The following is a 16,283-nucleotide window of genomic DNA, read 5'->3' as shown; positions in this document are numbered from 1 at the left end:
AATGTCGATTTTTGCCGATAACAAGTATAATGGACACAAACGATTCTAATACATAGGACGGTACAAACATGCTCCATCATTCCATTATGCTGAAAACCAAAACAGCAATGCCCGCCGTTCGGTCGAATAGCGTTCATAGGAGCCGACTGCTGCAAAAAATGGACGCTGGTCTGCAATGCCGACTAACCACACTATACGCCCCAGCCGGTTACGGAAAAACGACCTTACTCAGTCAATGGGCTCATCAGTACGACGGTTCCACTGTATGGCTCTCACTCGATGAGATGGATAATGACCTGATTCGCTTTTGGAGATACATCGTATTTACCCTGGCTGAATCTGACTTCACAGAACTCTCCGAACGAATGGAACCAGCCATGAAGGCGACCAGTCATACCTCGATCTTTACCTTCATCGATTCTCTGCTCAATGAACTCGCTGCTACGACACAGCCCCTTGCTATCATTCTCGATGACTACCACGTGATCTCGGATGAGACGATTCACAACAGTCTCGCTTATTTTTTGGAATATGTCCCGAGCCACGTCCATCTGTACATCGCCAGTCGCAACACGTTGCCTTTTTCTACCGTCAAATGGAACGTACGCCATGAAGTATGTCACATTGAGGCAGGACAATTTCTTTTCAGTCATCAAGAGACGGATAGCTTTTACCGGCAGGTTCACGATTTACCTCTGACCGAAATACAACTCGAGCAGCTAGTGAAAAGCACGGAAGGCTGGGTCGCTGGCTTGCAGCTTGCTGCCATTTCACTCGTGAATATGGAGAACCACGATCAATTTTTTGCCGGATTTACTGGCTCTCATCGTAATATTTCGGAGTATTTGTTTCATGAAGTAATCATGCGACTTCCGGAAGAGGAGCGTAGCTTCTTGCTCAAAACCTCAGTGCTGGCAAGAATGGATGCTCACGTGTGCCACGCTCTGACCGGTCTGACCCAGTGCCAACAAATGCTGACCCACTTGCATCGCCAAAACATTTTCTTAATTCCACTCGATGATTACGGGACGTGGTATCGGTACCATCACTTGTTTGCCGATTTTTTGCGCAGTCAATTGGAGCAGACAGCTCCCGGAAAAGCACGTGAGCTGCACCGACTAGCCAGTGAGAGCTATGCGGGGCGTGGGATGATGGACGAAGCAATCGATCATGCGATTGCCGCTGCCGATTACACGCTGGCTGTTAGCTTTCTTGCGCAGCATATTCCGGTACTGCTCCAACGCGGCGAGTTTTCCAGCTTTCTCAGGACGCTGGATAACATCCCTGATCACGCGAACTATTTCTCACCCCTTTTTCGCCTGATCTATTTGTTCCTCTTGGTAGCTTGCGGTTTTACGGATCGGGCAGAGCTTGCCCTCACCCAATTGGAGCAAAGCGCTTCGAGCCTGGAAGACTCGACAGAGCATCAACAGTTTTTGAGCGGGCTGTTTTTTGTCCGAGCGAATCTAGTGTTTGCAACCGGAGATTTTGAGAGCTGGATTGCCAGTTCCTCACAGTTAAGTGGTGAGCTACCAGAGAGCCCGTTGTTTTATCATTTTAATTACAACACGACTGAGCCGTTTATTCGCCGTACGCGATTCGGGTTAAAAGGGATGCTGTCCGATCAAACAGAGGCTGTCGGCAAGCATTTCTCCCGCATACTCGAAGCTCATGGCTGGAAGGATTCTTTGATTAACCTGTACACCATTCAGGCGTTGGCAGAAGGGCTGTATGAGGAAAACAGGCTGGAAGAAAGCCTCGATCATCTTCAGCGAGTTCGTTTGGTTGCACTGCAAAAGCAAATACCTGGTCTGCTCGTCCCCTATGCGCTGACATACTCCAAGCACAAGCTAGTGGAGGGGAATTTTGCTGCGGCACGAAAAATCATTTCAGAGACACAAGAAACGGTCGCAAGCTGGGGTGCTCCGTTTTGGTTCAACCCATTACAAGCATTTCTCGCACACATCGCGATCCAGCAAGGGGATATCGCTTTGGCGAAAGCCGAGTTGTCCAAGCTTCCTCCTTCTATTTTGAATCACCCTAGCATTCAGAGAGAATTAGAGGTTTTGACCCATGTCCGTTTGTTGCTCGCCCAGCAGCAGGAACAGGAAGCCTTGCGTATTTTAGCGATCCTAAAGCCATCCAGTATTCGTGAGGAGCTATTGATCAGTCAGGTAGACATCGCTGTTCTGCAAGCACTCGCTCACAAACAGTGCGGCAACAAAAAGGAAGCGCTGGCATTCCTCCACGAAGCGCTCTTGATTGGCGGAAACAACTGCTACGTCCGTAGCTTTCTGGACGCAGGAACGGCGATGTCTCACCTCTTGCACGATTACCAACTACGCTTGAAAAAACGATCCCAACAACCAGGTCCGTCCGTATCGACTGCGTATGTCAATCAACTGGTATCCCTTTTTCCTAAGAAAGGGGAGAAAAGAAAAACTCCTTTGATCGAGCCGTTAACCGGAAAGGAAATGATTATCCTTTCCATGCTGGCCGAAGGAGCATCCAATAAGATGATCGCCGATGATCTAGGGAATACGCTCGGGACGGTCAAGGTGTATTTGCATCGGATATATGGCAAGCTCGGTGTCACCAATCGCACACAAGCTCTTCTGAAAGCCCAAGAAATCTCGCTGCTAGAAAATAGCCCTGTTGATTAACGGAACTTTTCAATATGTTCATGCAGAAAGGTGTCCAGCTTGCGAGGTTCTCTGCCGAGGACACGCCCTACATCGTCTGTCGGCTTTTCCGGGATCGCTACAGACATAGCTTGAATTTCAACGACATGACTGGCGAGCCACTCTGGCATGTTTCCGTACTCCATCAGATCACGTCGGAGTGCTCCGCTATCCTTGTTGATGTACGTAATCGGGCGGTCAAGCAGCTCTGACAGCTTGCTCGCAATTTGCGGATAGCTGAAAACCTCAGAACCAGTCAGGGTGTATACACGACCTGCCTTTTCAGAGTGGGTCAATACCTCTGCGGCAACATCGGCGATATCCCGGCAATCGATAAAGTTGCAGGCAGTTTCGCCCATCGTACCGAAGAAAACATGTTGCGTCTTGATCGTCGGTGCGAAGCGGAGCAGATTTTGCATAAAAGCGTACGGTCGCAGCACGGTACTTTTCATACCCGCTTCTGATAAAGCGCTCTCGATTTCCTGGTGCCATCCCGCTACGGCGACTGGCGCCTTTTCGGTGAAGGCTGGACTGGATATTTTCACGATGTGCCGGATTCCAGCCTCAGCTGCTATGCGAATCGTCGATGTTTCCAGCTCGACCTGATTGGGACTGTTTGAAAGGGAAAGGAAGAGCTGATTCGCACCTGCAAACGCCAGGCGCAACGATTCAGGGTCAGAAGCTTCCACTGCTGCGACTTCCACCGTAGATGCTGCCTGCTCTCCCATTCGCATCTGAAGTTTTTCTGGCGTTCTGCTCAACGCCCGAGTTGGGACTCCAAGCTCTATCAATCGTTTCAAAAGTGCACTCCCTATGGTTCCTGTCGCTCCCATGACTACGATCATTTGCTATCTCCTCCGTCACTGATTCATTTTTTGATGGTCATTGATGGCACTACGCCACCGCCATGTGATTAACGTGCTGGCGATTATCGCCGACAGAGGGAAGTCGATCCAGACACGACTTAGCCAAGCCAACGATTCACCGGGAGCAAAGATGACGAGTAACTCCGTTGTTAGCCATGCTACCAAGAGACCGATCACTACCATTGTCATCCCCATAACCGCTACCAGCGTCAAATGAGGCGTGCAGGTGACCCAGCGTTTATGTATGCCACGGCTCTGTAACCATCGCCCAAGGAGTGCGGCAATCAATGCGGATGTTCCGCCAATTGTGGTCAATGCCCCTATTTGCAGTCCTTTGTCAGCGGTGATCCATCCTCCTATGCTCGCCATGATCGCAGGAGACAAATAAGCCATGATTACCTCTCGCCATAAAACAAACGATTTTCGCTCGGGATTCGCCCTCTTGATCGGATTAACACGCCCCGATTTTGCAGGCTCATGCATGTTTTTCACCTCCTTTCCCTTTTTTTAGAAATTGATTAGGAACCTAACTATTTGAGGATGAAAATGGGCTAGCTACCTAGCCCGCTTTACTACTTGCCCGCTGCTTACTATTCATCTGTCAGTGCCGAGATGCCTTGTGTCACGCGCCCCAATAGATTGAGAAACACACTGCGCTCCTGGGGATTGAGCAATCCGACCATCGCTTCCAATCTCGCAAAGTGATCAGGCGCCATTTCCCGTAGCTTGCTAGCCCCGCGCTCCGTTAAAATAACCGATTTTTGCCTGCCATCTTTTGCACTCGCTCGTCGCGAGACTAGGCCATCGCGCTCCAGGATGTCGATCAGACCAGTAACAGTAGCGCGTGTTACCCCCAGATGCTCTGCCAATTGTGACGGCAGCACTTCCCCACCGTTATCTTCCAGGTCTGCCAATAAGCGATACCGTCCCGTTGATAAACCGAATCTGGCAAAATGTATTTCGGCCGCATGCCCAAGCTTGGCTCCTGCCTCCATCAGCCTAGCGGCGACGAGTACAGCTTGTGCATCAACATCGAGTCCGTACCGATCAATCTGGCGCTGCGATTGAACGAGCGATGGGATCGCATCTTCTTGTTTTCTTCCGCTTGAATGGGTTGTCATGGATATAGTATGGAACCTAATTACTTTTTTGTCAACACATCTTCTCTATTTCGGTGCCAGCCTGATTGCCCCATCCAGCCGAATCGTTTCTCCATTCAACATCGGATTGTTGATGATGCTGTTCACGAGCATCGCGTATTCTTGCGGATCACCCATGCGAGCGGGAAAAGGAACAGTCGCACCCAACGCAGCTTTTTCAGAGCGCGGGAGCTGGTCGAACATCGGCGTGTCAAATAGGCCCGGAGCAATCGCCATCACGCGTATGCCATACGAAGCCAGGTCTCTTGCTAGCGGCAGGGTCATGCTTACAATTCCACCTTTGGAGGCGCTATAAGCAACCTGCCCCACCTGCCCTTCAAAAGCCGCCACCGATGCGGTATTGATGATGACACCTCGCTCCCCCTGTTGGTTCGGCTCGTTTCCTGCCATTTGCTCCACCGCCAACCGAATGACATTAAAAGTACCGATCAGATTGACCGAAATGACTTTGCTGAAGGATTCCAGTGGATGTGGACCGCTTCGCGACAGCGTTTTTTGTGCCAAACTGATCCCGGCACAGTTAACCACGGCGTGAATCGTACCGAATGTGCCAGCAGCCTGATCGATTGCCTCCCGTACACTCGTCTCACTCATGACATCTGTATGCACGAACAAAGCATTTTCGCGCCCAAGCTCATTCGCCAGTGCTTGCCCCTTCTCTACCGTCAAATCAAGAATGGCTACTTTTCCCCCGTGTTGAACGACATTCCGCACAGCGGCTTCTCCCAAACCGGAAGCACCACCCGTTACAATGGCAACCACTTCCCGCATATCCAAGCCATTCTCTCCCTTCCTCTGCATTTACATCCGCATTCAGAAAAAAGCTCTGCAAGTTAGATACCAACCCAATCCCCCCTTGTCACAGGTGGTTTTTACAAGTGACAAGCAGTCCCGACCTTCTCAAATCCAGACAGGTATGAGACATCTGTGTCCGGGCAAAGGACAGTTGTGCTCATCCACCTCCAACATTTTAGGGCTTGCTATTTACAATCTATCCCATTATATTTTACTTACCGATAGGTAAATAAAAGTAGAGAGGAAAGAACCCGGATGAAAGTGCCTTCTACCAGAGTCATTGGTCTCGATTTTGCGAGGGCGTGGGCCATGCTGGGCATGATGATCGTCAATTACGTCGTCATCTTGAACGCAGAGCATAACGGACCCGACTGGCTTATCGCTTTATCCAGTTTGTTTCAAGGCAGAGCATCTACCGTATTCGTCGTTTTAGCAGGAATTGGCATTGCGTATATGACAAAAAAAGCAAGGACCTCAGGTGACCCAGCCCTCTTGCAGGCAAGCCGCCACGTCCTTTGGAAGCGCTCCTTATTTTTATTCGTGACCGGGATGTTTCTCTATCTCGGTGGTTGGAGCGGCGACATCCTGCATTACTACGGTGTCTATATGCTCATCGCCTCCTTCCTCCTCGTCGTATCGGGGAAAACACTTCTTCTCGCATGTAGCGGCATTCTGCTCACAGCTCAAACGCTACAATTGTCGCTCAACTATTTGCAAGGGTGGGACCCGAGGCAACCATTTTTCGAGTATCTTGACTTTTGGACTGTCGAAGGATTCCTGCGCAACTTGCTGTTCAACGGCTATCACCCGGTATTTCCCTGGATGTGCTTTTTCCTTCTCGGCTTGTGGCTGGGGCGACTCAACCTGCTCAATCGATCTGTACGCAAAAAAATGTTGGGCTGGGCAACCGCCCTGTTCGTCAGCTTGGAAGTTTTATCATATGGGTTGATCAAGCTCTCTATTTCGGCCGTCGGAAGCGAGATCGCCCTATTTTTATGGGGAACGAAACCAGTTCCACCCAACCTGTTTTATGTGCTGTCCAGCTCGAGCACGGCTGTCATCATCATCCTCCTGTGCGTCAGCTTTGCGGAAAAATTCGCAAACAGCTGGTTTACGCAGACATGGGTAAAAACCGGACAGCTGACACTGACACACTACGTCAGTCATATCATTGTCGGGCTCGGCTTCCTCGCCTTGATTGGCAAATTCGAAAATCAAACGCTCGCTTTTGCGATGCTCTACGCCGTAGGATTCTTCCTCTTTTCCATTGTGCTCACGCTTGTATGGAGACATTGGTTTACGAGGGGACCGTTGGAGAGCATCATGAGAAAAATAAGTGGGTAACCATTCTGTGGGTTCATCCGTCTGCTATATAGGAGAATTTTACTAATCATACATACACCAATTTCGAAGTAGTCAGACGAACTGGAGATGATCTCATGAGTCCTATGGTTTTTTTCAAAAAGGCTGTCCCCGCGAACGCAGAGCAACTCACCCAAATTGCTGTTCGTTGCTTTGCAGAAGACGTCCAAAAGTATGGAGAAGGCCCTGCCGGACATGACCAGCCTGACCAGCATGTTTTCTTCATGCAAAGAGCCCATTACTATACGATCTTGCTGGATGACCAGATCGTCGGCGGTTTTTGCCTCCTTCCAGTCGATCATGAGCATTTGGAGCTGGGGATCATCTACGTCGATCCTGATAAACAAAACTTGCGTATCGGAAGCCAAACCATGCAGTTCATGGAGGCCGCGTATCCGCACATCAAGAAATGGACGCTCGATACTGGCTATCAAGCCGTACGCAACCAGCACTTTTACGAGAAATGCGGTTACAAAAAGGTCGGCGAGACAGAGCCGAACGCAGCGAATGGTTTTTATAAATTCAGGTACGAAAAACGGATACCTAAATAGAATAGATGAAAAGGGAGAACGGCTACAGGCCATTCTCCTTTTTTCTTTCATCGCCCCTATTTTCGAATGCCCTTCTTGGTCGCCAATTCCAAGTAGTACGTCGTTTCTGCCTGTGTTTCCTTCGTAAATGCTTCACTGACCGCATATGCCGGCTCCACTTGGATTTCACTCAGCTTTTGCAAAAAGGCTGGGTCCTTTTCCATCTTGGCAATCGCTTCTTCCCATTTGCGGATAACCGACTCTGGCGTTCCTTTGGGAAAAGACACTCCCGTCCACCAGAAAACCGACAAGCCTTGAATGCCTTGCTCCTCCGCGGTAGGGACGTCAGGCAGAAACGGACTTCGCGTGTCACCGGATACAGCGAGGATTTTGACCTTGCCCGCTTGCAGCATCGGCATGATCTCCCCTACTGTATGCACTGCCAAAATCGCGTGCCCTCCAGCTACCTTCGGGACGGAATCAGCGGCGCCTTTTGTCACGATCATTCTCGTCTTGGCGAAGTCAGCTCCGATCACATCCAACCACTCCGCCACCCCAAAAGCGGAAAAACCTGCTGGCCCTACAGAAGTCCATGTTAACTGCTCCGGATTCGCGCGCACCCACGCGGAAAATTCAGCGAAGTCTTTCCAAGGCGCATCGGCTTTAACAGCAAAAGCAAGCGTTCCTTTGCCAATCCTGGCCGTATAGACTTGATCCTCGTTTGTAATCGGTGGTGTTTTCATCCCGGCAGCGAGCATCGTAGTATTGGACACATTGACAGCAAGCGCTGTGTAACCATCGTTTTTGGCTTGCTTTAAGGCATACTCCGCTCCTACTGCCCCACCACCTCCCGCCTTATTGACGACGACGATGGGCTGCCCCCATTCCTTGCTCAAATAATCAGCTGCCGCTCTAGCCACGAAGTCGACTCCGCCCCCGGCAGAATACGGCACGATATACTCCACTTGCTTTGATGGATAGGACGACTCGGCTGTAGCTTGATTTTCACATGCGCTAACGGCTACCCCCAAAAGCAGCGAAATCATGACAGCCGCCCATTGTTTATACCCTTTCACTGACTCTTCCTCCCTACGCGACATCTACGCCCCGATCTCGCTCTTCTTTCAACCGTTGTTGTGTCCGGCGGTTCAGGATCATGGAGATGACCAAAAGTGCTCCTGCTGCCAGCAAGATGGTCAACGAGAAAGGCCGAAACAAAACAATGCTAAGATCACCAGAGCCCATCGCCATCGTCTGAATGAATGATTCTTCCAGAAGTGGTCCCAGAATGAAGCACAAAACCAGCGGAACAACTGGCCATTTATATTTGGAAAAAACATACCCAAGTCCGCCAAACAGAAACGCTACCCACACATCAAACATGCTGTTCCGCACACTATATGCCCCAATCGTGCAGAACATCAGGATGATTGGAGCCATGATGCCATATGGAACTCTCGTCAATTTGACCCACACCCATACCAGCGGGAGGTTCAGCACGAGAAGCATCGCATTTCCCACGAACATCGAGGCAATAACCGTCCAGACAAAGCTCGCATTTTGTTCAAACAGAACTGGGCCTGGCGTCAATCCGTAGATCATCAAGCCTGCCAACAAAATCGCCAGTGGCGGTGAGGAAGGAATCCCGAGCGAAAACAGCGGGATGAAGCCCGCACTGCTCGTCGCATTGTTCGCTGCTTCTGGTGCCGCCACCCCTTCGATCGTTCCCTGACCGAACTTCTCGGGATGCTTCGATAGCTTTTTCTCCATATCGTACGCCAAAAACGACGTGATCGCAGCCGAACAGCCCGGCAGCAATCCAAGAAAAAAGCCGACAATTCCGCCCCTTAGCATAGGTCCAGCACTCACTCTTAAGTCTTCCTTTTTCGGGTAGACACTGCCTGGCTTGCCAATCAAGGTAGCTGTACGTTTTTCATCAATCCCTTTGAGGACTTCTGTTATCGCAAACAACCCGATGATGATACTAATCATGTCAAAACCGCCGACCAATGCGGGGACGCCGTAATCAAAGCGCGGCATTCCTGAGGATGGTCCCAGCCCAACTAGAGCGAGCGTATAGCCGAATGCCCCCATCAAAAACGATTTGATCAATGATCCTCCTGACAGACTGACCATTAGCGTGAGAGCCAAAATCATCAGCGCAAAATATTCAGGCGGTCCGAATTTTAACGCTTGATCTGCCAAAATCGGAGCGAAAAAGACGAGTCCGATTACCCCGAGTACCCCTGCACCAAACGAAGCCAGTGCGGATATCCCCAATGCTGGCCCACCTCTCCCTTTTTTCGCGAGCGGATAGCCATCCAGACACGTGGGAACTGACGATAGCTCCCCCGGGATATTCAGCAGAATCGCTGTCGTCGAGCCACCGTACATGGCACCGTAATAAATACCTGCCAGCATGATCATGCCTTGTGTCGGCTCCAGTCCGGCTGTCACCGGAAGCAGAATCGCGATGGCAGAAGTGGGACCGAGACCGGGCAATACGCCTACAAAGGTGCCAATAAGAGCGCCGAGTGCTGCCATGAGCAGATGCTCCGGGGTGAGGGCTGAAGCAAAACCAGCCAGTAAAAGTTGGAACGTCTCGATGATCAGCACCTCCTTATCTTGCTTGCTCTAAAACAAATCTCCTCCAGGCAGCGTGATATGCAGCGAGTAGATGAAGACCACATACAGCCCCCCAGTCAAAAGGAAGGAGTACACGATGGACGTACGCCACCTGTAGCTGCCGATCAGGATAAAAAATACAAAGGAGACAAAAAGCGTAGCTATTGTGTAGCCAATCGCGCCGAGCAGCCAGACATACAGCAACAGGAATAAAAAACAAAGCAGCACGCGCAGCCTTTTTCCAGGAAGCAGCGGTCCGGAATGTGGAGAAGAGGCTTCCTCCGTCACACGGAATGATTGGATAAGCAGCACACCTCCGAGCATGAAAAGCAAAAAGCCAAGAATCGAAGGCAGCGTGTGATCCCCTACGTACAAGGACGTCGAAAATGCCTCCAGACGATAGGCCTCGAATGATAGGACGACTCCAAGGAACATACTTAGAAGGGCACCGATAAAATCTGGCTGATTATCCGGGCGTCTCATGTGTATCACCTCAGCAAAAAAGCTACCATCAGCCTATGGCACATGCGCCCATTGTGTGCGAAAGCATAAAAAAACTACCATAGCCAGTCCGCACGGGACACAGCCAATGGTAGTCAGCTAGATTACGATTTGGTCGATCAGACGAATAACAAATGCCCTCCAATTGGAGGGCATTGATCGTATTGTTCAGATGATTACCAAGGCTCCGGCCAACCATATTGTATAATGGGATTGGATTGCTTGGCTGGTTGTTCTACTAAAACTGGCATTGTAATGAAGGCGGTTAACATACACAAAGACAATATCCATTTCTTCATGACCTATACCTCCTGTTTGGATCTAAGATTACTTCCATTATACACGTTTACCAATTTTTGGAGTATACCTAAAGGAAGATTTTTTTTCTGTGACACATAGAATTCAAAAAGAACGCTTAGACTGTTATCTGCTTGTTTGAGCTCATTGATTGCACGATAGTAATTCACGCTCTCCACAAGACTATCGATTCCTAAGTCTACTTCGTTTTTTTGAATGTAAAAGATGCCCTTCGTTCTAAAATACATTCCCATTTGATTGTATTGATTCGGAGTCGTTAAATGCTCTGGCAAGATCGATCCTTCAGCTAAAAATAGTTCACGGATTTTCTTTTCTTCCCCTACCTGTATATAAATCTCCAACAAATCATTCGCGATCACAATTTTTTCATCCTGTGCTTGTTGCGCAAGACACTCTTGTAATACCGGAATGGCTTTATCAAATTTCCCCGTTTTTCCGTATAGCTTCCCCCGAATATGTCTGGCATGTTTATGTACCTCGGGATAATCGAACATTTCGTATCTCTCCAGATAAAAATGTCCCAATGTATAATCTTCCAGCTCAAAATAGGAAATGATGATCGCAAGAATCGCTGCTGCCTTTTGCTCACTCTGACTATGATCGATTTCAAGCCCTTGTTTACACAGATGAATACAATCTGAATAAAATCCAAGACGCAATGCATGGAAGGAAAATTTATAATAGGCCAGAATTCGCTCATTGATATGCAGATAGGACGTGTAGTGTAATAGCTCCTTGCCCTCTACATAGGTTTGATCTAATTCGCTAAGATTTTCACGTCGAATCATATATCGTTGGAAAAGCGATCTTGCCAGATACAAAGGGATTCCATGCTCACGTGAGTAGTCACAAATCACGTCATAAAGAGCCAAACGCAGCTCTTCATCCCCTTCTGTTCCTGCGGTTTGATACAGATAGTCTAAAGAAAGAAATGTATTGCTTTTGGGACAGTTTAACAATTGCAAAGCTACTTTATTGGTAAGAACCACATTCTTCTCTTGCATCACAGCCTCTAATAGAGACCGAAGTGTAACTTCGCGCTTCATTTTATGTAAATAGGGTACGATTGCTGTATAAAGTGGAATATCTAGAACTTTTGCCAGTTTCATGACATGCTGCATATTTGGTAAAGTAAATGCTTCGGATTCTATCTTACTAATGGTTCCCGAAGCTACACCTGTTCTTTCTGCTAACTCAGTCAGTGTTAAGTTTGCTCTATTTCGATATGCTCGTAATATGCCCCCAAAGGTCTTTCCCTCTGAAATCACAGCAAATACACCCTCCTGATGATTCCTTTTTATGGATATGATAGCACAATCATCCACGAATGATATAATCGATTTGAATCATTTTTTAAATAGATTACACTTTTTACTAGATTGAAGGAAGAATCCATATCAAGATTCCTTACTGCGATTTTTCGGGGTCGTAATTGATTTCCACCAATGCTTTGGCCGCAGTCTCCCTAATATAATCAGTCGGAGAATGTAAGTAAGGTTCAATTACATTGATAAATTTTTGTTTTTTTGAAACACCAATTATGGTTAACGCATAATCAAGAATAGGGTCATCTAAAGTTGGTATAGCATTTTCCAATTTATCCCACTCTACGATTTTGGCTACTTCTTGAAATGTTACTGCATTCAGAAGTAGCCGAAACAAACTTTCTTTTACAGCTCTGTTTTCCTCGGCAATCGCAAGATCTAAAGCATACTCTGTAAATTGTATAACTTCATTCCTATTGAGAGTTCCATACTCAAGCAAGTCACCAATATCATCTAATTTGAGATCTAGATCTTTATTTCTATTTTCTTCCTTGTTCTTAAAAACGAAAGGCTATCCCTTGGCCATAATAAGCCTTATGAGATAGCCGTACTACGTTGCTTCACTACACATATTCATTTATTATTTTGCTTTTTGAGTGATTACCCATTGTTGGTTATCCTCGTCTAACTCAAACGTAGCAAGTATAAGATCCCCATTCCCTTCCTCTTGTAAATAAGCCATTTTTCCAAACGTAAGATCCTCGTTAACTAACAAGACAGGTAAAGTATCTCCTTCCTGTATAATTGGATCTAAAATTTGCTCTTGAACCTCAATAAATGAAGTCGACACTTTTCTAGAGTATTTCTCTTTTATTTGCTCTTCTATTAAGTTGCTATGTAAATACGAAACATAGATCCATTCTTTGCCCTCGTCATCCACTACGGTATCAAGTGCAGAAAAACTAGAAGAATCGTTCTTCATGTTCGTAGATCGTATTCCCAGTTTATCTAAGGTTTCACTCTGATATTTTTGTGAGGAATCAGTTAATTGAGGAATTCCTTTATCCGCCATTACATTAGGACCGATCATAACTACAAAAACAAGTCCGATGCACAAAGGTATCATTTTCTTCATCATTTAATTTTCCCTCCTATTTCTTCTTTTTCCAAATAGCTGCACTAGTCTCAGATAGGTAAGAGCCATCAAGAGTATAAACTTTGTGAACCGTTTTTACTTCTGCTTCCGTTGTACCCGGTCTAGTATAGTATGATGTCTTAGTCCAAGCGTCTCTACCAGTGTCGCTTTCCGTTTCAGATGTGATATAAGTCCCATTTTTATAAAACTTAGAGGAAGTCGTTACCTTTCTTAAATCTGGACCAGTACCTTTCGTGTAACCACTAAGAAAAACATTCCCAGGATCTGCTTTTGAGTCAACAGCATACGAATAAAAGTCTTCAAAGTCCCAAACATAATCCGGTCTAGCGAGAATAGTGCCTCCACCAACAACTAGCCCGAGGATAGTTGTTATAGAAAAAACAATCCTGCTCATTTTACTCAAGGTTACATACACCTCCAAATAATTGTAAAAATATGGTGTCACAACATTTCTTATTTGTCAATTTTTACCAAAATTCTTCGACTTGAATGGGTACTCCGTATTTTATGAAAATTAAGTCATAAGAATGATAAAAAGCTGTCGCCCAGACCATGCTCGAGAAAAGCATAGCCCGCCAACAGCTTCACATATCTCTCGACTACTCCATCGTCAAAACAACCCGTCCATTGATTTGACCTTTTTCCAAACGCTCCAATACATCGTTGATCTGATCCAGCGGCTGCGTCTCGATGATCGCGCGAACCTTGCCGCGTGCTGCAAAATCAAGTGCTTCTTGCATATCCTTGCGCGTCCCCACGATGGAGCCTTTCACGGTCACTCCATTCAATACCGTATCAAAAATCGGGATGGGCAGCTCTGCATTCGGCAAGCCAACAACAACGAGAGAACCACCGCGTCGAACCGATTTGTAGGCTTGTTCAAACGCCTTCTTGGTGACTGCCACACTGATCGCCCCGTGGACACCGCCCACCTGTTCTTGAATGGCTTGGACCGGATCAACCTCACTGCCGTTTACTGTCACATCTGCCCCTAGTTCTTTGGCCAAGTCCAGCTTTTCCTTGTGAATATCGACCGCTACGATGTTGTAGCCCATCGCCTTGGCATATTGGAGAGCCACATGCCCCAAGCCACCGATGCCATAGATCGCCACCCATTCACCCGGTTTCACGTTTGCTACCTTCAATGCTTTATACGTAGTTACCCCTGCGCACAGAATCGGCGCTGCTTCCACATCGCCCAGCTCGTCTGGAATTCGCGCTACATAAGCAGCAGGCGCTACACAATATTCAGCATAGGCACCATCAGCGGAATAGCCCCCGTTTAACTGTTGCACGCACAGTGTCTCCCACCCTGTCAGGCAGTAGTCGCATTCACCGCAAGCGGAGAATAACCACGGAATGCCTACACGATCTCCCATTTTCAGCGAGGTAACGCCTTCCCCCAGCTTTTCAACAACACCTACGCCCTCATGCCCAGGAATCAAAGGCAGCTTTGGCTTCACGGGCCAATCCCCATGTGCCGCATGCAGGTCCGTATGGCAGACACCGCACGTCTTGATTTTTACCAGAACCTCACCGTGTCCGACTTCTGGAATGGCGACTTCCTTTACTTCCAGCTTTTGATGGAACTCGTTGACTACTGCTGCTTTCATCTTGACCTTCCTCCTCTTTTTTCCCTTCCGGTATGTGCGCAAAGGGCGGTGTTCTTCCCGCCTCCTACTTATTGCAAGCAGTATGCCAACATGAGAGCGCTAAAAAAACAAATCATCATGCGGCTTCTTTTCTTCCACGCAGCCGATATTGCGGCACATGAGCCGAAAAAACGGCCCACTTGCCAACCTTTTGGCCGAAAAAGGGTATTCATCCTCGCCTGCGGTATTACTACGTAGGGGAAAAAGGGGGGAACGCATGCAAATATCCAAGTTCATGACGCCGGAAATTATTTTCGGGAACCAGTCTCTTGGTCAGGTAGGGGAAAGCTTGCGTCGATTGGGAGCTTCTCGCGTCTTTCTTGTCAGTGATCCGGGGGTGGCAAGCGCGGGCTGGGTCGAGCGAATCATCTCTTATTTGCAGCAGCAAAAGCTCGACTATCATCTCTGGACCAACGTGACAGCCAATCCAAAAGATTACGAGATTCATGCCGGGATTACTGAATATCGCGCCAAGGAATGCAATGCTATTCTCGGTGTCGGCGGAGGCAGTGCCATCGATGCAGCCAAGGCAATCGCGCTATTGGCTACCAACGAGGGCAGCATCGTCCAATACGAAGGCGTGGACAATATCCAGCATCCCCTTCCTCCCATGGTGATGGTACCGACGACAGCGGGCTCTGGCTCGGAGGTTTCGCAATTTTCCATCATTGTGGACAGTGCACGCAAGGTGAAAATGGCGATCATCTCTAAATCGCTCATACCCGATATCGCTATCATCGACCCGCAAACCTTGATGACCAAGGACAAGCTGCTCACTGCCAATACAGGCATGGATGTGCTGACACATGCCATTGAATCGTATATTTCGCTCGCGGCAACGCCACTGACCGAGGTGCATTCGCTGCAAGCCATGCGTCTCATCGCCCAGCATTTGCGTCCATCTGTCGCCAGTCAATACAATACAGAGGCCAAGCAAGCGATGGCCATGGCGAGCCTTCAAGCCGGAATCGCTTTTTCCAACGCCATCCTTGGTGCTGTGCACGCCATGTCCCATCAGCTTGGAGGATTCCTCGACGCTCCGCATGGCGAGGTGAATGCCATCTTGCTCCCCCATGTGCTTGAGTACAACTACATCGCGGCACCGGAAAAATACAGGCAAATCGCAGAATGCCTCGGTGAAAACACGGCGGGCTTGAGCACACATGCCGCCTCTCGTCTCACACTCAAAGCGGTCAAGGAGCTGGTAAGCGATCTGGAGGTACCCCGATCTTTGTCGGCCATCGGGGTACCTCCAGAGCAAATCGACCTGCTCAGTTCTCTCGCTGTATTGGACGTGTGCATGACGACCAATCCTCGCGACATGACCGTCCACGATGTTGCGACGTTGTTTCGCCAAGCCTTGTAGGAGGTT

At 48.3% G+C, this 16,283-nt stretch carries 17 protein-coding genes; 4 read left to right on the top strand and 13 right to left on the bottom strand.

Annotated elements, in window-relative coordinates; translation table 11 throughout:
* Positions 1-68 precede the first annotated feature (68 nt).
* Positions 69-2,663 carry a winged helix-turn-helix domain-containing protein gene (locus E8L90_RS29700; protein ID WP_137033193.1) on the top strand — a complete coding sequence of 865 codons (2,595 nt, stop codon included), beginning with the start codon at positions 69-71 and terminating at the stop codon, positions 2,661-2,663.
* Here E8L90_RS29700 and E8L90_RS29695 read toward each other — a convergent pair.
* From E8L90_RS29695 to E8L90_RS29680, 4 genes are all read right to left on the bottom strand, one after another.
* Entirely contained in the window at positions 2,660-3,526 is an 867-nt protein-coding gene (locus tag E8L90_RS29695) for an SDR family oxidoreductase (RefSeq protein ID WP_137033191.1), read from the bottom strand. The two genes, E8L90_RS29700 and E8L90_RS29695, sit on opposite strands and share 4 nt — an antisense overlap.
* Positions 3,527-3,541: 15 nt before the next feature.
* Entirely contained in the window at positions 3,542-4,030 is a 489-nt protein-coding gene (locus E8L90_RS29690) for a hypothetical protein (RefSeq protein ID WP_137033190.1), read from the bottom strand.
* Positions 4,031-4,137: 107 nt separating this feature from the next.
* Positions 4,138-4,668 carry a MarR family winged helix-turn-helix transcriptional regulator gene (locus tag E8L90_RS29685; protein WP_137033188.1) on the bottom strand — a complete coding sequence of 177 codons (531 nt, stop codon included), beginning with the start codon at positions 4,666-4,668 and terminating at the stop codon, positions 4,138-4,140.
* Positions 4,669-4,713: 45 nt separating this feature from the next.
* Positions 4,714-5,484: a 3-hydroxyacyl-CoA dehydrogenase gene (locus E8L90_RS29680; RefSeq protein ID WP_137033186.1), complete on the bottom strand. Its 771-nt coding sequence runs from the start codon at positions 5,482-5,484 to the stop codon at positions 4,714-4,716.
* A gap of 273 nt (positions 5,485-5,757) precedes the next feature.
* Between E8L90_RS29680 and E8L90_RS29675 the strand changes: the two genes are divergently transcribed.
* Positions 5,758-6,846 (top strand): DUF418 domain-containing protein, encoded by a 1,089-nt coding sequence (locus E8L90_RS29675; RefSeq protein ID WP_137033184.1) that lies wholly within the window; start codon positions 5,758-5,760, stop codon positions 6,844-6,846.
* Between the two features lie 95 nt (positions 6,847-6,941).
* Positions 6,942-7,415 (top strand): GNAT family N-acetyltransferase, encoded by a 474-nt coding sequence (locus tag E8L90_RS29670; protein ID WP_137033183.1) that lies wholly within the window; start codon positions 6,942-6,944, stop codon positions 7,413-7,415.
* A 56-nt stretch (positions 7,416-7,471) separates the two neighbouring features.
* Here E8L90_RS29670 and E8L90_RS29665 read toward each other — a convergent pair whose 3' ends face one another.
* From E8L90_RS29665 to adhP, 9 genes are all read right to left on the bottom strand, one after another.
* Positions 7,472-8,494, bottom strand: a complete 1,023-nt coding sequence (locus E8L90_RS29665) for a tripartite tricarboxylate transporter substrate binding protein (RefSeq protein ID WP_137033181.1) — start codon at positions 8,492-8,494, stop codon at positions 7,472-7,474.
* Positions 8,484-10,010 carry a tripartite tricarboxylate transporter permease gene (locus E8L90_RS29660; protein ID WP_137033179.1) on the bottom strand — a complete coding sequence of 509 codons (1,527 nt, stop codon included), beginning with the start codon at positions 10,008-10,010 and terminating at the stop codon, positions 8,484-8,486. The genes E8L90_RS29665 and E8L90_RS29660 overlap by 11 nt, the downstream gene beginning before the upstream one ends.
* A gap of 18 nt (positions 10,011-10,028) precedes the next feature.
* On the bottom strand, positions 10,029-10,502 hold the full coding sequence (locus tag E8L90_RS29655) for a tripartite tricarboxylate transporter TctB family protein (RefSeq protein ID WP_137033177.1): 474 nt from the start codon (positions 10,500-10,502) through the stop codon (positions 10,029-10,031).
* A gap of 194 nt (positions 10,503-10,696) precedes the next feature.
* Complete coding sequence (locus E8L90_RS31190; protein ID WP_279633701.1) at positions 10,697-10,819, bottom strand: hypothetical protein; 123 nt, start codon at positions 10,817-10,819, stop codon at positions 10,697-10,699.
* A 3-nt stretch (positions 10,820-10,822) separates the two neighbouring features.
* A complete protein-coding gene (locus tag E8L90_RS29650) occupies positions 10,823-12,106 on the bottom strand; it encodes a helix-turn-helix domain-containing protein (protein WP_137033668.1) in 1,284 nt (427 codons plus the stop codon).
* A 139-nt stretch (positions 12,107-12,245) separates the two neighbouring features.
* A complete protein-coding gene (locus E8L90_RS29645) occupies positions 12,246-12,602 on the bottom strand; it encodes a hypothetical protein (RefSeq protein WP_244297469.1) in 357 nt (118 codons plus the stop codon).
* A gap of 141 nt (positions 12,603-12,743) precedes the next feature.
* Positions 12,744-13,241: a hypothetical protein gene (locus E8L90_RS29640; protein ID WP_137033176.1), complete on the bottom strand. Its 498-nt coding sequence runs from the start codon at positions 13,239-13,241 to the stop codon at positions 12,744-12,746.
* Positions 13,242-13,254: 13 nt separating this feature from the next.
* A complete protein-coding gene (locus E8L90_RS29635) occupies positions 13,255-13,662 on the bottom strand; it encodes a hypothetical protein (RefSeq protein ID WP_162309129.1) in 408 nt (135 codons plus the stop codon).
* Between the two features lie 196 nt (positions 13,663-13,858).
* Positions 13,859-14,872 carry an alcohol dehydrogenase AdhP gene (adhP, locus tag E8L90_RS29630; RefSeq protein WP_137033172.1) on the bottom strand — a complete coding sequence of 338 codons (1,014 nt, stop codon included), beginning with the start codon at positions 14,870-14,872 and terminating at the stop codon, positions 13,859-13,861.
* Between the two features lie 256 nt (positions 14,873-15,128).
* Here adhP and E8L90_RS29625 point away from each other — a divergent pair, with 256 nt between their 5' ends.
* Complete coding sequence (locus E8L90_RS29625) at positions 15,129-16,277, top strand: iron-containing alcohol dehydrogenase (RefSeq protein ID WP_137033170.1); 1,149 nt, start codon at positions 15,129-15,131, stop codon at positions 16,275-16,277.
* The last annotated feature ends 6 nt before the right edge of the window (positions 16,278-16,283 follow it).

Source organism: Brevibacillus antibioticus (genome assembly GCF_005217615.1).
Classification (GTDB): domain Bacteria; phylum Bacillota; class Bacilli; order Brevibacillales; family Brevibacillaceae; genus Brevibacillus; species Brevibacillus antibioticus.
The sequence above is the reverse complement of the archived record's forward strand: the minus strand, read 5'-3'. Positions and strand labels throughout refer to the sequence as shown.

Excerpts from the sequence above, each read along its gene's own strand:
- E8L90_RS29700 (WP_137033193.1), top strand. The coding sequence starts at position 69 with ATGCTCCATCATTCCATTATGCTGAAAACCAAAACAGCAATGCCCGCC.
- E8L90_RS29695 (WP_137033191.1), bottom strand. The coding sequence starts at position 3,526 with ATGATCGTAGTCATGGGAGCGACAGGAACCATAGGGAGTGCACTTTTG.
- E8L90_RS29690 (WP_137033190.1), bottom strand. The coding sequence starts at position 4,030 with ATGCATGAGCCTGCAAAATCGGGGCGTGTTAATCCGATCAAGAGGGCG.
- E8L90_RS29685 (WP_137033188.1), bottom strand. The coding sequence starts at position 4,668 with ATGACAACCCATTCAAGCGGAAGAAAACAAGAAGATGCGATCCCATCG.
- E8L90_RS29675 (WP_137033184.1), top strand. The coding sequence starts at position 5,758 with ATGAAAGTGCCTTCTACCAGAGTCATTGGTCTCGATTTTGCGAGGGCG.
- E8L90_RS29670 (WP_137033183.1), top strand. The coding sequence starts at position 6,942 with ATGAGTCCTATGGTTTTTTTCAAAAAGGCTGTCCCCGCGAACGCAGAG.
- E8L90_RS29665 (WP_137033181.1), bottom strand. The coding sequence starts at position 8,494 with ATGTCGCGTAGGGAGGAAGAGTCAGTGAAAGGGTATAAACAATGGGCG.
- E8L90_RS29655 (WP_137033177.1), bottom strand. The coding sequence starts at position 10,502 with ATGAGACGCCCGGATAATCAGCCAGATTTTATCGGTGCCCTTCTAAGT.
- E8L90_RS31190 (WP_279633701.1), bottom strand. The coding sequence starts at position 10,819 with ATGAAGAAATGGATATTGTCTTTGTGTATGTTAACCGCCTTCATTACA.
- E8L90_RS29640 (WP_137033176.1), bottom strand. The coding sequence starts at position 13,241 with ATGATGAAGAAAATGATACCTTTGTGCATCGGACTTGTTTTTGTAGTT.
- adhP (WP_137033172.1), bottom strand. The coding sequence starts at position 14,872 with ATGAAAGCAGCAGTAGTCAACGAGTTCCATCAAAAGCTGGAAGTAAAG.
- E8L90_RS29625 (WP_137033170.1), top strand. The coding sequence starts at position 15,129 with ATGCAAATATCCAAGTTCATGACGCCGGAAATTATTTTCGGGAACCAG.